This window comes from Streptomyces javensis, assembly GCF_039525925.1.
GTDB lineage: Bacteria > Actinomycetota > Actinomycetes > Streptomycetales > Streptomycetaceae > Streptomyces > Streptomyces asiaticus.
The window spans coordinates 52,322-67,641 of sequence record NZ_BAAAIF010000012.1 but is presented as its reverse complement, the minus strand read 5'-3'; the positions used below and the strand labels follow the sequence as shown (position 1 = coordinate 67,641).

General features: G+C 69.3%; 14 protein-coding genes, 1 tRNA gene and 1 pseudogene. 8 read left to right on the top strand and 8 right to left on the bottom strand.

Annotated elements, in window-relative coordinates; all coding sequences use genetic code 11:
* Window positions 1-12 precede the first annotated feature (12 nt).
* The 4 genes from ABD329_RS13860 (at window position 13) to ABD329_RS13845 (ending at window position 2,056) form a co-directional block, all read left to right on the top strand.
* Window positions 13-609 (top strand): CGNR zinc finger domain-containing protein, encoded by a 597-nt coding sequence (locus tag ABD329_RS13860; RefSeq protein WP_198281523.1) that lies wholly within the window; start codon window positions 13-15, stop codon window positions 607-609.
* Window positions 610-842: 233 nt separating this feature from the next.
* On the top strand, window positions 843-1,175 hold the full coding sequence (locus tag ABD329_RS13855; RefSeq protein ID WP_309142939.1) for a DUF3159 domain-containing protein: 333 nt from the start codon (window positions 843-845) through the stop codon (window positions 1,173-1,175).
* Window positions 1,176-1,217: 42 nt separating this feature from the next.
* On the top strand, window positions 1,218-1,871 hold the full coding sequence (locus ABD329_RS13850; RefSeq protein WP_198281524.1) for a GOLPH3/VPS74 family protein: 654 nt from the start codon (window positions 1,218-1,220) through the stop codon (window positions 1,869-1,871).
* Window positions 1,872-1,897: 26 nt separating this feature from the next.
* Window positions 1,898-2,056 (top strand): hypothetical protein, encoded by a 159-nt coding sequence (locus ABD329_RS13845; RefSeq protein WP_198281527.1) that lies wholly within the window; start codon window positions 1,898-1,900, stop codon window positions 2,054-2,056.
* Here ABD329_RS13845 and ABD329_RS13840 read toward each other — a convergent pair.
* Complete coding sequence (locus ABD329_RS13840; RefSeq protein WP_309142940.1) at window positions 2,043-2,651, bottom strand: S1 family peptidase; 609 nt, start codon at window positions 2,649-2,651, stop codon at window positions 2,043-2,045. The two genes, ABD329_RS13845 and ABD329_RS13840, sit on opposite strands and share 14 nt — an antisense overlap.
* Here ABD329_RS13840 and ABD329_RS13835 point away from each other — a divergent pair.
* Entirely contained in the window at window positions 2,638-2,745 is a 108-nt protein-coding gene (locus ABD329_RS13835; RefSeq protein ID WP_309142941.1) for a LuxR C-terminal-related transcriptional regulator, read from the top strand. The genes ABD329_RS13840 and ABD329_RS13835 overlap by 14 nt on opposite strands.
* Before the next feature lie 48 nt (window positions 2,746-2,793).
* Here the strand turns inward: ABD329_RS13835 and ABD329_RS13830 are convergent, their stop codons facing one another.
* Window positions 2,794-4,191: a sensor histidine kinase gene (locus tag ABD329_RS13830; RefSeq protein ID WP_198281525.1), complete on the bottom strand. Its 1,398-nt coding sequence runs from the start codon at window positions 4,189-4,191 to the stop codon at window positions 2,794-2,796.
* Window positions 4,192-4,388: 197 nt separating this feature from the next.
* On the opposite strand from ABD329_RS13830, the gene ABD329_RS13825 reads away from it, so the two are divergent.
* Genes ABD329_RS13825 through ABD329_RS13815 form a run of 3 tightly spaced genes read left to right on the top strand, consistent with a single transcriptional unit; the run spans window position 4,389 to window position 8,281 of the window.
* A complete protein-coding gene (locus tag ABD329_RS13825) occupies window positions 4,389-5,132 on the top strand; it encodes an NUDIX hydrolase (protein WP_198277906.1) in 744 nt (247 codons plus the stop codon).
* Window positions 5,133-6,302 (top strand): 5'-methylthioadenosine/S-adenosylhomocysteine nucleosidase family protein, encoded by a 1,170-nt coding sequence (locus ABD329_RS13820; protein WP_198277905.1) that lies wholly within the window; start codon window positions 5,133-5,135, stop codon window positions 6,300-6,302.
* The gene (locus ABD329_RS13815) at window positions 6,299-8,281 is read left to right on the top strand and encodes a hypothetical protein (protein WP_198277904.1); all 1,983 of its coding nucleotides are present in this window, start codon (window positions 6,299-6,301) and stop codon (window positions 8,279-8,281) included. Before ABD329_RS13820 ends, ABD329_RS13815 begins: the two co-directional genes overlap by 4 nt.
* Window positions 8,282-8,359: 78 nt before the next feature.
* Here ABD329_RS13815 and ABD329_RS13810 read toward each other — a convergent pair.
* From ABD329_RS13810 to ABD329_RS13785, 6 genes and pseudogenes are all read right to left on the bottom strand, one after another.
* Window positions 8,360-8,435 (bottom strand) — tRNA-Arg (locus tag ABD329_RS13810).
* A gap of 260 nt (window positions 8,436-8,695) precedes the next feature.
* Window positions 8,696-10,483 carry an IucA/IucC family protein gene (locus ABD329_RS13805; RefSeq protein ID WP_198277903.1) on the bottom strand — a complete coding sequence of 596 codons (1,788 nt, stop codon included), beginning with the start codon at window positions 10,481-10,483 and terminating at the stop codon, window positions 8,696-8,698.
* A 131-nt stretch (window positions 10,484-10,614) separates the two neighbouring features.
* Window positions 10,615-11,169 (bottom strand): annotated as a pseudogene (locus tag ABD329_RS13800) (GNAT family N-acetyltransferase); the annotation flags it as partial.
* The gene (locus ABD329_RS13795) at window positions 11,166-12,473 is read right to left on the bottom strand and encodes a lysine N(6)-hydroxylase/L-ornithine N(5)-oxygenase family protein (RefSeq protein WP_198277902.1); all 1,308 of its coding nucleotides are present in this window, start codon (window positions 12,471-12,473) and stop codon (window positions 11,166-11,168) included. The gene ABD329_RS13795 and the pseudogene ABD329_RS13800, both read right to left, overlap by 4 nt.
* 26 nt (window positions 12,474-12,499) lie before the next feature.
* On the bottom strand, window positions 12,500-14,086 hold the full coding sequence (locus ABD329_RS13790) for a pyridoxal phosphate-dependent decarboxylase family protein (RefSeq protein ID WP_309142750.1): 1,587 nt from the start codon (window positions 14,084-14,086) through the stop codon (window positions 12,500-12,502).
* Between the two features lie 287 nt (window positions 14,087-14,373).
* Window positions 14,374-15,261, bottom strand: coding sequence for a siderophore-interacting protein (locus ABD329_RS13785; protein ID WP_198277901.1), 888 nt, complete (start codon window positions 15,259-15,261; stop codon window positions 14,374-14,376).
* Window positions 15,262-15,320: the final 59 nt, after the last annotated feature.

Genomic DNA, 15,320 nt, shown 5'->3' with positions numbered 1-15,320 from the left:
ACCATGAGAGTCATGAAGGAGCCCGTGATGGAAGAACCGGCCCTGCCGCCCGCGCCGGGCGAGCGGGAGCACCTCTCCCTCGCCCTCGCCAACAGCGCCATCGCCATGGCCGGTGGGCATACGGTCGATCTCCTGGGGACTCCCGCACGGGCCAACCACTGGCTGACGGAGCGCGGCCTCGCGCCGGTCGACGCCGGGATGATGGAAATGTGCGCGGCGCAGGTGCGCTCGCTCCGCGAACAGATCAGGTCGCTGTTCGCCTCCCGTGCCGCGGGGCTCCCCGGACTCCCGGCCGCCGTCATGGCCATCAACGACGCGATGACCCGCGTCCCCACGGCCCCGCTCCTGCGATGGGACGACAAGACCGGCCCCTACCGCACGGCTCCCCACCCCACCACCGAGATCGTCGACCACGCTCTGGCGGCCGTCGCCGCCGATGCCGCCGACCTCCTCACCGGCCCGGCCGCGGAACGCCTCACCGCATGCGGCTCCACGCCCTGCAACCGCTATCTGCTCCGTCACGGCCGTCGCCACTGGTGCTCCACCCGCTGTGGCGACCGCGCCCGCGCCGCCCGCGCCTACGCCCGCCGCACCCAGTCCGGGACGTGAGGCCCGGCGGCGGCCCCCTTCGCCGTCGGCGCTTCGGGCCCTGACGGCTCGTCGCCGGTCGGAGGGGGCTTGAGGGGGCTGTCCCTCGGGCGAGCCACGCACGGGTGACCGCTGTGTGGGGACGACTCCAGGACGCGGGATCCGTAGCGTCCGAGACGGCCGCGACGATGACCCGGGCTTGCTCACCGGCCCGAAGAAGCCCAGATCGATCGACGGCCGCATCGAGTGGTTGGGTGCTCTTCCTGCTCTCGGTCCTGGTACGCCGCCCGCTGGCCGGAATCGTCTGGGGTTCGCTCAACGGCAGCGGCACCGGCTGGCTCAAGGACAAGCCCTCGCGCCACTACTACGACATCGCCACCCTCACCCTGGTGGGCGTCTTCGCCGCCCGGGTCGCCGTGCAGCAGTGGCTCTACGAAAAGGACGCCACCGGCTGGCTCGCCTTCACCAAGATCGCGATGGGCTACCCCCTTCTCGCTCTGGCCTTCCTGGTCGTGCTGTGGGCGGGCCGCCGCTCGAGCAATCGGCTCAAGGTCCTGACCGGCCCGCGGCCCGCGCGATCGGCCTGACCGACGACCCCTGCCGGAGCCCTGAGGAGCTTGAGGAGAGAGATGAACCAGTCCCTGCCCCAGAGCCTGTTCCTGCTCTGCTACACCGTGGACAAGGAGAAATTCGAACTCACCAATCTCCAGGGCCGCGGCCAGTTGCTGCGCGCCGCGGCACTGACCGTGCTGACCCTCGACGGGCTGCTCAGCGCCGAGGGCAAGAAGGTCGTCCGGCTGCCCGCCGAGCCGCCGGGCGATCCCTTCTTCGCCGAGGTGTGGCGCGACGTACCCGCGGAGAAGCCCAAGAGCTGGCTTCCGCTCGTCCACAACAAGGCCCACACCGCCGAAAAGCCCATCCGCGAGCAGCTTGCCGCGACGGGAGTGGTCACAATCCGGCGCGAGAAGCGGCTGGGGCTACTCGCCGTCGACCGGGTCACCGTCAACGATCCGGGGCGGGTACGCGCCCTTCAGGAGAGGGTGCGCGACGCCGCGCTCCGCGGGACCGATCCGGCGGCGGTCCCGATGGAGGAGCTGACCATGGCCGTATTCGCGGCCGAAGTGGAGGTGACCAGTGTGTTCTCCGGTGGGGAACGCCGTGAGCACGAGCAGGCTTTCAAGGCCCTCGCCGCGCATTTCGACGACGCCGTCCCCGGCCTGCGCAAGGCGCTGCGTGACTCGTACCTGTCGAGCAGGGCCGTCGGAGGTGGCTGGGGCACATGAGCGCGCGGCAGGAAGGAACCGCGAGGGTGACCATGAGAGGCGAGCACATTCTCGGTGTCGGCACGGTCGGTGGGCGGCTGCGGATGACAGAGCTCACCCACGATCCCGCCGCCTCGGCCGCGGTGGCCCCACCCGGGTGGTGGTGGTCGGCGATGCGCAATTCGGCCGCGGTCATTTCGCGGTGACCCGCTCGATCCATGCGCGGTGGGCGGTCAGGTCGGTGTAGATGCCGGGGCCGGTGGCACACTCCGGATCGGCGTCGCCGTCGCGGCTGGTCGCCCCGATCAGTTCCCACCGCCCGGGACGGCCCTTGATCTGCGGCCCGCCGGAGTCGAGTATGCACGCCTGCGCGTTCTTGGTGGGGCTGTCGGTGCACAGCTCGTTGGCCGCGTTGTAGTTCTCGCTGCACCGGTCACCGGGGACAATCTCGGTGTCCAGTTCCTGGAGGCGGATCGGGGGGTGCGGGCATTCGCTGCCGTCCTCGCAGGTCATTCCCCAGCCCAGGATCCGAGTGTCGGTACCCGGCGGGCCGGATTCGGCGGCCGGCTTGATGGGCTTCGCGTCCACGGGGTGGTCCAGCTTCATGACGGCCACGTCGTTGCGGAACGGCTCGTAGGAGAAGTCCGGGTGTGCGATGACCTTGGTGACCTTCGCCTCGGCACCCTTCGTGCGATCGTGGTCACCGACCCGGACGGAAAGCTGCTGGGGCTTCACGTTCACCGTGCAGTGCCCGGCGGTCACGATCCAGATCGCGGACGACTTGTCGGTGAGCCAGTCCACCGTCAGGGTCTATCTCAGCCGGATCATGACCAAGCTGGACGCCGCCGACCGCACCCAGGTCGCGCTCATCACCCACGACGCCGGACTGACCTGAACGTTCGATAACGTCCGATTCGTCGGCGGTCCCGCACCCCACGAGCTGTCAAGGTTCGGTTGTGGCAGCTCCGGGCACCGACGTGGGCAAGGCGGCATCGATCCGGAAGCCGCCGTCACCGGTGGGCCCGGACTCGATGGTGCCTCCGGCCAGGCGGACCCGCTCCGTCAGACCGATCAGCCCGTGGCCCCCGCTGGGCAGCAGCGGCTCACCGTCGGCAGCCGGCTCGGCGGGCCTCTCGGGCGGGCCGTTGACGATCCGCACCCGCACGGTTCGCGGGCCGAACCCGAGCTCAATCCGCGTGGTGGCGCCCGGGGCGTGCTTGTGCACGTTGGTCAGAGCCTCCTGCACGACCCGGTGTGCGGCACGCTCGACGGGCTCGTCCAGCGGCTGCGGCGCGCCCTCGACGAGCATGGTGACGGGCAGCCCGGCGGCCCGGGAACCGTCGGCCAGCTCGGCGATCCTGCCGATGGCCGGGCCGGGGACGGGCCTCCGCTCGGCCGACGCGGCAGGATCGCGCACCGCGGCCGCTGACCCGCCCTGCTCGCCCTTCGCGACGCCGCTTCCCACGGGTGTCGGTGGCCCCCCGGCCCCGGTGGCCGGGCCACCGGCCGGGCCGTCCCTGAGCAGCCCCAGCATCTCGCGGAGTTCGGTGAGCGCGCGCCGACCCGCCGTCTGGATGATCTGCGCGGTCTCGCCCGTCACCTCCGGATTGTGAGCGACGGCGCTGAGCGCGTTGGCGTGTACGACGATCAGACTCACCTGGTGGGAGACCACGTCATGCATCTCGCCGGCGATGCGCCGGCGCTCCTGTTCTCGCGCGGCCTCGACGACGAGCCGCTGTTCCCGCTCGGCATGCTCCGCCCGTTCGACGAGACCGGCGACGACGGCGCGCCGTTGGCCCACATAGAGCCCCAGCAGCAGCGGCACCAGGCAGGAGAAGACGAAGTTCACCGCGAACCAGAGCGCCACTGTCCGGAAGTGGGACCATGCCGCCGCATCCCAGGGCGCGAGGACCACCAGCCCGATACCGGCCGAGGCCCAGACGGTCCGGCGGCTGTGCGGGCCGCGATAGGCGCCCTCCGCGTAGTAGGCGAGGGGCGTCGCGAAAGCCGAGACCTGGAGGATTTTGGCGAGCAGTCCGACGGCGAGTACCAGTTCGGGGGCCCGGCGCCGTGCGAGCAGTGGCAGTGCGCTCACCGCGGCGATCAGCAGGTTCGCCCAGGGAGCGGCCGGTCCCAGGTAGGGGTTCTGGAAACTGGTCCACATTGCGAGAAGCAACGCGACGACCGTCAGCACCAGGTCCGCGGCCCGCGCCGGCAGGAGGGGCGAACGCGGTACGGGCCGCTTCGCGAGGCGCCGCGCCGGGCCCCCGTCGCCGGAGGGCAGGAGCGCCCTGCTGCGCAGCGTGTTCCAGAGCTGGCGGATGCGACTGGTGGTGCTCACCCGGAGAGGATAAAAGGCGGCGCCGGGCCGGAATCCGGCGGAGCCCCCGGTTGAGATCGTCCGACGAGCCGTGCGCGACGGCCGCGGGGCGTGGGGCCTGAGGCGTGGGGCGTGGGCTGCGGGGCGTGGGGCCTGGGGCCTGGGGCGTAAGTCGGTCTTCTTGTTAAACTGACAGAAACTGAAGTACCGTAAGCGGCATGCAAGCTGACGTGTGGTCACCCACACCTGTGCTACTGACGGTCGATCTTGTGATCCTGACGCTGCGCGAGGGGCGGCTGTGTGTCCTGCTCGTGGAGCGGGGCGAAGATCCTTTTCAGGGAATGCTGGCTCTGCCCGGCGGATTCCTCAATCACGCCGGTGAGGAGATCCTGGACGCCGCCCACCGTGAGTTGCGTGAGGAAACCGCTCTGGTTGCCGGGTTGGTGCATCTTGAACAGTTGGGCACCTATGGGGACGCGGGCCGTGATCCACGGGGGCGAGTGGTTTCCGTGGCCCATTTGGCGATCGCGCCGGAACTCCCCGAACCGGTCGCGGGAACGGATGCCAAGGACGCCGCGTGGGTTACCGCGGAAGCCGTCCTGTCCGGTGAGGTGGAACTGGCCTTCGACCACCACCGGATTGTGACGGAGGGAATCGAGCGCGCGCGTACCAAGCTCGAATTCTCGGCGCTGGCCACCGCATTCTGCGGAGAAGTCTTCACCATCGTCGAATTGCAGCGGGTGTACGAGGCGGTTTGGGGAACCGAACTCGACACCCGTAATTTCTACCGAAAAGTCCAGGCCGCAAAGGGATTCATCATCCCCGCCGGGCCGGGACGTAAGGCCACGGGGGGACGGCCCGCGCGGCTGTACCGGGCCGGGCCGAAGGCGGTGCTGTTTCCACCGCTGATCCGACCTGTGCCGTCCACGACGGAAGAGGACACGAGAGAGGAAGGGAAATAGATGTCGAAAGACCTGGTGGTGATTCTCACCGCCCTCAACCTCGAGTACCAGGCCGTGCGCCGGAAACTAGCCGGTCCACAGGTGCACCGTCATGAGCGTGGGACGCGGTTCGAGGTGGGAACCGTGCCGGGCACTTCATGTCGTGTCGCACTCGGTCTGACGAACAAGGGGAATCATTCCGCCGCGGTGATCGCTGAGCGCGCGATACAGGAGTTCTCACCGGTGGCCGTGTTGTTCGTCGGCGTTGCGGGTGCCCTGTGGGACAGCGCCAGGCTGGGCGATGTGGTGATGGCGACCCACGTGTACGCCTACCACGGCGGGACCAGCGAGGACGACGGACTCAAGGCCCGTCCCCGGGTGTGGGAGGCGGCGCACGCCATCAGCCAGCTCGGCTCGCATCTGGCGCGCGTGGACGACTGGGCCGACGGCACGCCCGGTCATGGGCGCGCCCCGCAGGTGCGCTTCGGCGCGATCGCCGCCGGCGAGGTCGTACAGAACTCGAAGATCTCGGCCGAGGCACGGTGGATCCGGCAGCACTACAACGACGCGCTCGCGATCGAGATGGAGGCCGCCGGTGTGGCGCAGGCCGGTCATCTCAGCGGGGCACCGGTGGCCATCATCCGGGGAATCAGCGACCGGGCGGACGGTACGAAGAACAGCGCGAAGGACCGTAACTGGCAACCACGAGCCGCGGCGAACGCGGCGGCATTCGCCACCCGGCTGGCCGTGGAACTGGTGGGAGAGCAGGCGCAGATAGCGATGTCCCAGGCAGAGGCAGACAAGGCCCATACGGCCGACAAACCCAAAGAGCACGTCAGCAACACCGCCCACAGCAGCACTGTTGGCATCATGGCCGGCTCGGTCAAGGAGAGCAGTGTCTACGTGAACGCGAGCCCGAAGGTGACCAGTCCGGCGGACCTGGTCGCGGAGCTGGACGACTTCCGTGAGCACCTGAAGCGTCACCACGCCGAGAGCGCCCTCGACGACGACACCTACCGAGAGGCACTGGCCGAGCTGGGCTTCGCCCGCCGGGCGGCGGGGGAGAAGACTCCCGAATCGTCCAAGCGAGCGACCATGGCGCTCAAGAGGTTACGCGGCCTGATCGCGGAGTCTCCCGAGCTGATGGCCAGGCTGGCACCACTGGTTGTCGCGGCGGGTGAGCTGTCATGAACGACGGCAGCGGCGTCACGCACAATTCCGCATACGACTCCGTCATCGGAATCCAGGGCGGGGTCATACACAACGCCAACGTTTCCATCCTCCATCCGGATGCCTCGCCTCAGGAAAAGTACAAGGTCGGTGTGCGGTGCCTGGAGGAGGGCGTCCCCAGCCGTGCTCGCGACATGATCAGTGACGCGATCGCTCACGGATACGACAACGCGGAGGTCCGTTTCCACTGGGTGCTCGCCATGCTCAGCGCACGCGCCTACCACGACCTCAGCACCGAAGAAATCCAGCGGCTGCGCCGTGCCTCCGGGCTCGTACGGACTTACGCCGAGGGAGAGTGGAAGGACGCTCTGCGCGTCGCTTTCGAGCTGCTGGCGATGCTCAGCACCGCGAACGACGAAACAGGACGCGTACTGGAGCGGTTGCGAGCCCTGTCACCCCGTCGGCGTGACGAGATCCTCCACCACTTCGACCTCGTACTCACCGGAGGGCTGAAGGACAGCCTGTGGGCCGAGAGCCGCGAGCGGGCCGAGAAAGCTCGCTTCGGCAACGACCGGGCCCAACGGGTCTGGGCCTATTTCGAACCCGACCCGATCGGGGCACGGGCCCTGCCGCCCCGCCCGAGCACCGCCGCTGCCGCGAAGGCAGCCCTCCCGGTCCGCGCCGGTCTGTTCGTCGTCGTCACCGCGTTCCTCTGGATCCTGGCGTTGGTCGCGGATCCGGCTGAGGCAATCATCGAGTTACTGGTGGCGCTCGGTGCGGGCCTGACCGCGGCTCACTTCGGCCACCAGTGGTGGTACCGGGCGCATCAGCTGAAGGCCAAGAACCGTTTGTTCCACATTCCGCAGACGGGCGATCCCACCGCTACCGGGGACGGGTTCACCAACCGCGTCCGTCATTCGTTCGACCACTACTTCATGACCCGGGTGCCCTACGGATTCGTCCCGCACGTATGGCTCAATCATACGGTTCACATCCGGAACAGCCTCGTCGCCGAGATCGCGCTTCTCTACCGGGAGAGCCGAATCAGCGTGGAGCGGGTCAACTGGCTGATCCGCTATCTCGCTGAGGATGCCCGAGACCGTTACAACAAAGGGACTCTGTTCGATCACCGCAACCAGAACCAGACGCCGGCGGGGGCGCAGGCGCTGTGCGTGGTCGCCCTCATCACTCTCGGCATCACGACTCTGGCCCTGCTCGGAACAGTGGCCTCAGGTGGCGACGCGGCGCAGGTACTGCTGGCCATCCTGGCCGTAGTCGGTTCGGTCTGGTCCGGACGCGCGGCGGCGTCCTCCTGGCTGGAAGCCCGGGGTGAAGAGCACCGACTGGCCGAGGAGACCCGGGAATATCAAGAGCGGCTGGCCGCGCGGCAAGTCGCGTACCGGAACTGGAAGTCCTTCCTGGACACCATGCGACCCAGTGAGCTGGAAATGGAGACCTGGCTCACCTGCGACAAGACGCTGCTCGTCGACGAGGCACTTCGCCACTATCAGCTCGCCTGGCGCGACCTGATCACCCACACCATCCTGATGACCCCGGCACGCCCCTACAAGCGAGCGCGTGTGAAGGGCGGTCCTTGGCGATACTCGCGGTACAGCTTCCGTATTTTCCTGGTCACACAGGATGGCGTTCGTGAGATCAGCAAGGAATTCGATTTCACCGACGCAAAACGTGGGAAGGAACAGCGAAGCAACTACCGGTTCGACGCGTTGTCCTCCGTGCAGGTCACGGAACGCAGCGAGGTCGGCTACGACCTGGAGCTCATCCTCAGCAACGGACCGGCCAGGAACATTCGCGTAAAAGACGCCGAAGCCCATCACATCGCGCCGGACGAGAACGCCCAGGAAATCGCCGAGATCGACCTCAATTCGGGCGGTTTCATCCACACCTTCCGCCTCCTGGAAGGAATCGCGGCGGAAGGAAAGGGTTGGATCGAACGAAACAACCCCTACAACCTGCCGTCCTTCCGAGCCGCCGACTAGCCCTCCGGGCCTTCGGAGCGGGAGACCGGAACAAGGCGCCTCCCTGGGGGAGAAACCCCAGGTCAGCGGCGTAATGCATGGTGCCCCCGGCAGGATTCGAACCTGCGACACCCGCTTTAGGAGAGCGGTGCTCTATCCCCTGAGCTACGGAGGCCCGGCGTCAGGGCGGCATGGTGCCGCCGCGGCGCGCCGTCACAGTGTAGCGGGTCGGGTACGTGGGCGTTCGGGTGCTCCGGGGTGGTGGGGCCCGGGTTTCACCTCGGGCCGGGGCGTCCCGGCCCGAGCCCTCGGGGCCCTCCGAGCCCTCGGGGCCCTCCGAGCCCTCGGGGCCCTCCGAGCCCTCGGGGCCGTCCGAGCCCTCCGCGCCCTCCGTGCCCTCGGAGCCCTCGGTGCTGTCGGGGGGCGTCGGGTGGGTCAGGCCCCTGGCCCCAATCCCGCGATCGGGTTCTTCAGTGTGCCGATCAGCTGGAGGGCGCCCGCCGGGTCCTGGAGGTCCACCATTTCGCGGTTGTTGCGGAGCTGGAGGCGGTTGAGGCAGGAGAGGGCGAAGTCCTCGGCGAACATGTCGTACTGGGCGAATTTGTCCGCGAGGTGGGGGGCCGAGCGCTGGTAGGACAGGACGCAGTCGGCGACCGTCTGCCAGAAGGTGTCTTCCTCCAGGAGGCCCTCGCTGACGAGGATGCCGTTGAGGAAGCGGAGGAAGCAGTCGAAGACGTCCGTGAAGATCGAGAGGAGCTTCTTGTCCTCGGGGACGTCCACGCGGATGCGTTCCACGGTCGGGGGGAGGACCGCGGTGGGGTCCATGACGGCGATCTCCTCGGCGATGTCCTTGAAGATCACGCGCTGGACGGCGCCGTCCTCGAGCACCAGGATGACGTTCTCGCCGTGTGGCATGAAGACCAGGTCGTAGGCGTAGAAGCTGTGCAGCACCGGGGTGAGGTAGGCGTCCAGGTAGCGGCGCAGCCATGTGGCGGGGGTGAGGCCGGATTCCTCGATGAGGGCGCTGACGAAGGAGTCGCCGTCGGGGTCGGTGTGGAGGAGGGAGGCCATCGTGGCCAGGCGCTGGCCGGGTTCCAGGGACGGGACGGGGCTCTCGCGCCACAGGGCCGCCAGCATCTTGCGGTACGGCGAGCCCTTCGCCGTGGCCGTCTCGTACTGGCGGTGGTGGTAGCCGATGGCGGCTCGTTCCCGGATGATGGAGAAACGCGCGGCGCGGAAGGTCTCGTCCGAGGCGATCAGAGACGCCAGCCAGTCGTTGATGGCGGGTGTCGCCTCCATGTACGCCGCCGACAGGCCCCGCATGAAGCCCATGTTGAGGACTGACAGGGCCGTTTTCACATAGTGCTTGGACGGGTCGCTGGTGTTGAAGAACGTACGGATCGACTGCTGGGCCAGGTACTCGTCGTCGCCGGGGCCCAGGTACACCAGGTACTGCCGGGCGACCTCGGCGGCGAAGCTCACCGACAGCTTGTTCCACCACTGCCAGGGGTGCACCGGCAGCAGGTGGTAGTCGGCCGGGTCCAGGCCGAGGTCGGTGAGGGTCCGCGCGAAGCGGGACCGGGTTTCCGCGCTCAGTTCGGAGTGGACCAGGGCGTCGTAGTCCAGGTCCGCGGAGGAGGTGAAGGTGGAGCGGTCGCGGCGGGTGGCGAGCCAGATCAGGTGGACGGGGCTCGCGGTCTCGGGGGCGTACGAGAGGTATTCGTGGATGCCGAAGCCGAGGCGGCCGTTGTTGGCGACGAAGCAGGGGTGGCCCTCGGTCATCCCCGTCTCGATCTCCTGGAAGCCGGATTTGGCCAGCTGGGCGGCGGCCTCCGGCTCACCGGCCAGTTTGAAGGCCGTCCCGGACAGGGTGGAGCTGATCTCCTCGAGGTAAACCGGGAGGATGTCCTCGCTCAGGCCCAGCCGTCCGCGCAGCTCGATGAAGAAGTCCAGGGCGTCCAGGGGGAGTTCGGCGCCGGTCCGGTCGTGGCGGGTGATGCTGTCCGCCTCGACCAGCCAGTGGTCCAGGGAGACGACACGGGCGGCGAAGCGGTAGGTCACCGCCCCGTCGTCGCTGGTCACGGCGTAGCGGCCGTCGGGGCCGAGCTCGGGGGCGAGCAGGCGCTCGTGGGTGAACTCGGCGAGGGCCTTGCGGATGAGGAGGCGGCCAGCCCGGTCCCACAGGTCGGGGGTGAGGTGGGCGACGGCGTCGCGGGGGCTCATCGGGTCACTCCTTGGGCGTCGCGGGCCGTACGGGCGGTCGGTTCGGTCCGGGCGGTCGGTTCGGTTCGGGCGGTCGGTTCGGTCCGGTCGGTCCGGTCGGTCCGGTCGGCATCGGCGGCGAGTGCGGTGCGCGCGGCCTCGAACCGCTCGCGGGTGCAGATGCTGAGGTAGGCGTCCTTCTCGGGTTTGGCGATCCGCTCGACGATCTCGAAGCCGACGGCCGCGTTGAGCGCGTGCACCGCGTCGTTGCGCACATCGGGCTCGACGACCACGCGCCGGACGGCCGGATCGGAGAAGCAGAACTCCATGACGGCGGTGATCACGGCGAGGGTGAAGCCGTGCACCGGGGTGTCGGTCGGCGCGCACAGGAAGTGCATGCCGACGTCGCCGGGCCGGGAGGGGTAGAGACCGGCGAGTTCCACCCGCGACGGGTCGTAGCGCTCGGCCAGGAACGCCGGACGCCCCTCGTGCAGGCCGATGAACGCGTCATGGTGCGGATGCTCGTGGATCCTGCGGTACTCGGCGGCGACCTCCGCCTCGTCCGCCTCCTGCATCATCCAGAACGACGCCTTGGGGTGGGTCACCCAGCCGTGCAGCAGCGCGGCGTCGGCCGCCGGGTCCAGGGCGCGCAGGGCGAAGGTGCCCAGGCGCGCGTCGGTGTGCTCGAAAAGCGGCGGGGGGGTCATGACACGGCTCCTTCCGGTGCGCCGAACTCCTGGAAGGCGATGGACTTCTCCACCGGATAGTGCTCCCGCCCCAGCAGCTCACGGATGATCCACGAGTTGCGGTACGGGCCCATGCCCAGGTCCGGGGAGGTCAGGCTGTGGGCGTGGGTGGCGCCGTTCTGGAGGAAGATGCCGCGCCCGGTGGTGTCGATGCTGTAGTTGCGGGCGACGTCGAAGCGGCCGTGGCGGTCCCAGCGGATGCGGTCGCGCACCGGGTCCAGGAAGGCGGGCACCTGGTAGCGGTAGCCGGTGGCCAGGACGAGCCCCTGGGTGGTCAGCGAGAAGTCCCGCTCCTGCTCGGTGTGGCGCAGCCCCAGGGTGTACGTGGCGGACCGCTCGTCGTACGCCGCGTCGGTGAGCGCGGTGTTGGTCAGCAGCCGCGTGGGCACCGGGCCGGTCACGCTCTTCTGGTACAGGAGGTCGAAGATGCCGTTGATGAGGTCGGCGTCGATCCCCTTGAACAGGCCCTTCTGCTCACCCTCCAGCCGGTAGCGGGTGTCCTCGGGGAGCGCGTGGAAGTAGTCCACGTACTCGGGCGAGGTCATCTCCAGGGTGAGTTTGGTGTACTCCAGCGGGAAGAAGCGCGGGGAGCGGGTCACCCAGTTCAGCCGGTAGCCGTGCGTGTCGATGTCTGCGAGCAGGTCCTGGTAGATCTCGGCCGCGCTCTGGCCGCTGCCGACGACGGTGATGGACTCCTTGGACTGGAGCTCCCGCTTGTTCTCCAGGTAGTCCGTGTTGTGCAGCAGATCGCCGCCCAGGCCCCGGCACACCTCGGGCAGATACGGCGGGGTGCCGGTGCCCAGCACCAGATGGCGGGCGCGGTGGGTGGTGGTCTCGCCGCTCGCGGGACGCAGGGCGCGCACCGTGTAGAGGCCGTCGGCCTCGTCGTACGCGACGCTCGTCACCTGGTGGCCGAAGCGGATGGACGGGAGTTTCGCGGCGGCCCAGCGGCAGTAGTCGTTGTACTCGGCGCGCAGCGGATAGAAGATCTCGCGGATGTAGAAGGAGTACAGCCGTCCCGATTCCTTGAGGTAGCTGAGGAAGGAGTACGGGGAGGTGGGGTCGGCCAGGGTCACCAGGTCGGCCATGAACGGGGTCTGGAGGGTGACGCCGTCCAGCAGCATGCCCGGATGCCAGTCGAAGTCGGGCTTGCTCTCCAGGAACAGTCCGTCGAGTTCGTCGATCGGCTCGGTGAGGCAGGCAAGGCCCAGGTTGTAGGGGCCGAGCCCGACCGCGATGAAGTCGTGGGTGTGCGGGGTGGGCACGAGGGTCTCCGGCGGGGTGAAGGGGCTCAACTGGCGCGCGAGTGGCGGGGGCCGCTGAGCTCGGGCTCGATGTGGAGGGCCAGGTACTGACCGGCGTGTTCGGCCAGCAGATCGAGGACATACGCGATGTCGCCCAGCGAGGTCTCCGGGTTGAGCAGGGTGAACTTGAGGTGGTGACGGCCGTCGACGACGGTTCCGGCGACGACGGCCGCGCCGGAGGCGGCCAGCGCGTCACGGGCGTGCAGATTGGCGCGGTCGACGAGGTCGGGGTCGCACGGCCCGTCGGACGGCGGTACGTAGCGGAAGACCAGCGTGGACAGCTGGGGCTCGGTGACCACCTCGTAGCGCGGATCGGTGTCCAGCAGGGTCCATGCCTCGGCGGCCCGCTCCACCACCTCGTCGAAGAGCGCCCCGACGGCGTCCGCACCCATGATCCGCAGCGTCAGCCACAGTTTGAGCGCGTCGAAGCGGCGGGTGGTCTGGATGGACTTGTCCACCTGGTTGGGGATCAGGTTCCGGGCGCTGCGCTCGGGGTTGAGGTAGTCCGCGTGATACGTGGCGTGGCTGAGCGTGGCGCGGTCGCGGACCAGAAGGGCGCTGCAGCTGACCGGCTGGAAGAAGGACTTGTGGTAGTCCACGGTCACCGAGTCGGCGCGCTCGATGCCATCCAGGAGGTGGCGGCGGGTCGGGGAGGCCAGCAGTCCGCAGCCGTACGCGGCGTCCACGTGCAGCCAGGTGCCGTGCCGGGCGCACAGCTCGGCGATCTCGGGCAGCGGGTCGATGGAACCGAAGTCGGTGGTGCCCGCGGTGGCCACGACGGCCATGACGATCAGGCCCTCGCGGCAGCAGCGGTCCAGCTCATGGGCGAGGGAGACGGTCCGCATACGGCGGTCCTGGTCGCACGGGACCGGGATGACGGCCTCGTAGCCGAGCCCCAGGATGGCGGCGGCCTTCTGGATGGAGAAGTGGCTGACCTGGGAGGTGAGGATGCGCAGCCGGGGCAGGATCGCGGATTTGGCGATCGTCTCACCGGCGGCGCTGGCCTCCTTCTCGACCAGGGTGCACGCCTCGTCGCGGGCGAGCAGCATCGCCTGGAGGTTGGACTGGGTGCCGCCGCTGGTGAAGATGCCGTCCGCGGCCTCGCCGAGGCCGATGCGCTCGGCGGTCCAGTCGATCAGTCGGCGCTCGATCAGGGTGCCGCCGGCGCTCTGGTCCCAGGTGTCGAGGGAGGAGTTGACGGCGGAGAGTACGGCCTCGCCCAGCAGTGCGGGGATCACCACGGGGCAGTTGAGGTGGGCGAGGTAGCGCGGGTGGTGGAAGTAGACGGCGTCCTTGAGGTAGACGCTCTCCAGCTCCTTGAGCGCGGCGTCCGGATCGCCGAGCGGGCGCTCCAGGTCGATTCCGGAGATCTCGGGGGCGAGCTCGGCGGGGGTGATGCCGGTGAAGGGGCGCTCGGCGCGGGCGACGGTGGCGGCCACCAGGCCGACGCCGTCGGTCACGGAGCGCCGATAGCGTTCCGCCGTACGGCCGTTGAAGAGGTGGGCCCTGCCATCCGCCGCCCCGGGTATCGGCTCCGGCGACGGGTCCTCAGCGGTCTGCGCGAGGAAACTCACGGTCTGTCCCTTCTGGAAACGAGCATGCGGGCGTGCGGACGGCGCGGGCATGCGGCTGGGTGGGGGAGGGGGCGGCCTGCGGCCTGACGGCCCGGTGGGCGTGCGGGGGCGCTGGACGTGGTGGCAGGGCGCGCGGGGGCGCGCTGAGCGGTCGGCCGCCGGCGTCCAGCGGTCGGTCCTCTGCGGTCCTTCGGATGGATTCGGTTGTGCGCCGCGGTCGTGGATTCAGCTGTGGGTCGCGGTGGCGGGTTCAGCTGTGGGGATGGGGAGCGGGTACGACGACGGGGTCAGTCATCGGTCGCGGGGCCGGTGCCCGACACGGCCTCCTCGACGAGCTGCTCCTCACAGGCGCCCAGGCGCCAGTAGCCCGTGAAGGTGACGGCCTTACGGTCGAAGCCGCGCTCGCGCACCAGGTGGCGGCGCAGCGCCTTGACCGTTCCGGCCTCGCCCGCGATCCAGGCGTACGGCGTGCCGTAGGGCAGCTCGGCGGCGCCCACCGCGTTCAGCAGCGGGGCGGAGCGCGGGGTGCCGGGGGCGACGGCGTCCCGGACCAGCCAGGTGATCTCGGCTTTCGCCTCGGTGCGCAGCTCCTGGATGTCCTCGGCGTGCTGGACCTCGAGCCATACCTTGACGGGGAAGTCCGCGGGGAGCCATTCGAGGATGCCCGCGATGGCGGGCAGCGCGGTCTCGTCGCCGGTGATCAGCACCCAGTCGGTCCTGGACGGCGGCCGGAAGTCCACCCCGCCGTTGTCCTCCACGACCGGGCCCAGCAGGGTGACGCGGTCGCCGGCCTCGGCGCGCGCGGCCCAGCGGGCGGCCGGGCCGCTGTCGTCGTGGAGCGCGAAGTCCACGTCGATCTCGTCGGGGTCGCGGCGCTGTTGGCGCACCGTGTACGAGCGCATGATGCCGCGCTCGGCCGGGTCCATCGCCCGCCAGGTGGTGAACCAGCCCTCCCCCGCCTCGACCGGCACCACCGGGGCGGTCTGGCCGGGGTGCGGCAGGAAGAGTTTGAAGCGCTGGTCGCGGCCTCCGCTGGTGAAGTCCTTCAGACAGGCGCCGCCGAAGGTGATCCGCGCCATGGACGGTCCGAGCGAGCGGGTCCGTACGACCCGCGCGTCGAAGAACCGGAACGGGATGGCGGTGGTGGGGGCGGTTTTGGTGGCTGCGGTGGTCATGGGAGGGGGGTCTTCCCTTCGCTTGCCGTGGGGAGGCCGGGGCCAGCCGGTCGACTGAC

Coding starts and splice junctions, on each gene's coding strand:
- ABD329_RS13860 (WP_198281523.1), top strand. CDS start 13: ATGAAGGAGCCCGTGATGGAAGAACCGGCCCTGCCGCCCGCGCCGGGC.
- ABD329_RS13850 (WP_198281524.1), top strand. CDS start 1,218: ATGAACCAGTCCCTGCCCCAGAGCCTGTTCCTGCTCTGCTACACCGTG.
- ABD329_RS13825 (WP_198277906.1), top strand. CDS start 4,389: ATGCAAGCTGACGTGTGGTCACCCACACCTGTGCTACTGACGGTCGAT.
- ABD329_RS13820 (WP_198277905.1), top strand. CDS start 5,133: ATGTCGAAAGACCTGGTGGTGATTCTCACCGCCCTCAACCTCGAGTAC.
- ABD329_RS13815 (WP_198277904.1), top strand. CDS start 6,299: ATGAACGACGGCAGCGGCGTCACGCACAATTCCGCATACGACTCCGTC.
- ABD329_RS13805 (WP_198277903.1), bottom strand. CDS start 10,483: ATGAGCCCCCGCGACGCCGTCGCCCACCTCACCCCCGACCTGTGGGAC.
- ABD329_RS13785 (WP_198277901.1), bottom strand. CDS start 15,261: ATGACCACCGCAGCCACCAAAACCGCCCCCACCACCGCCATCCCGTTC.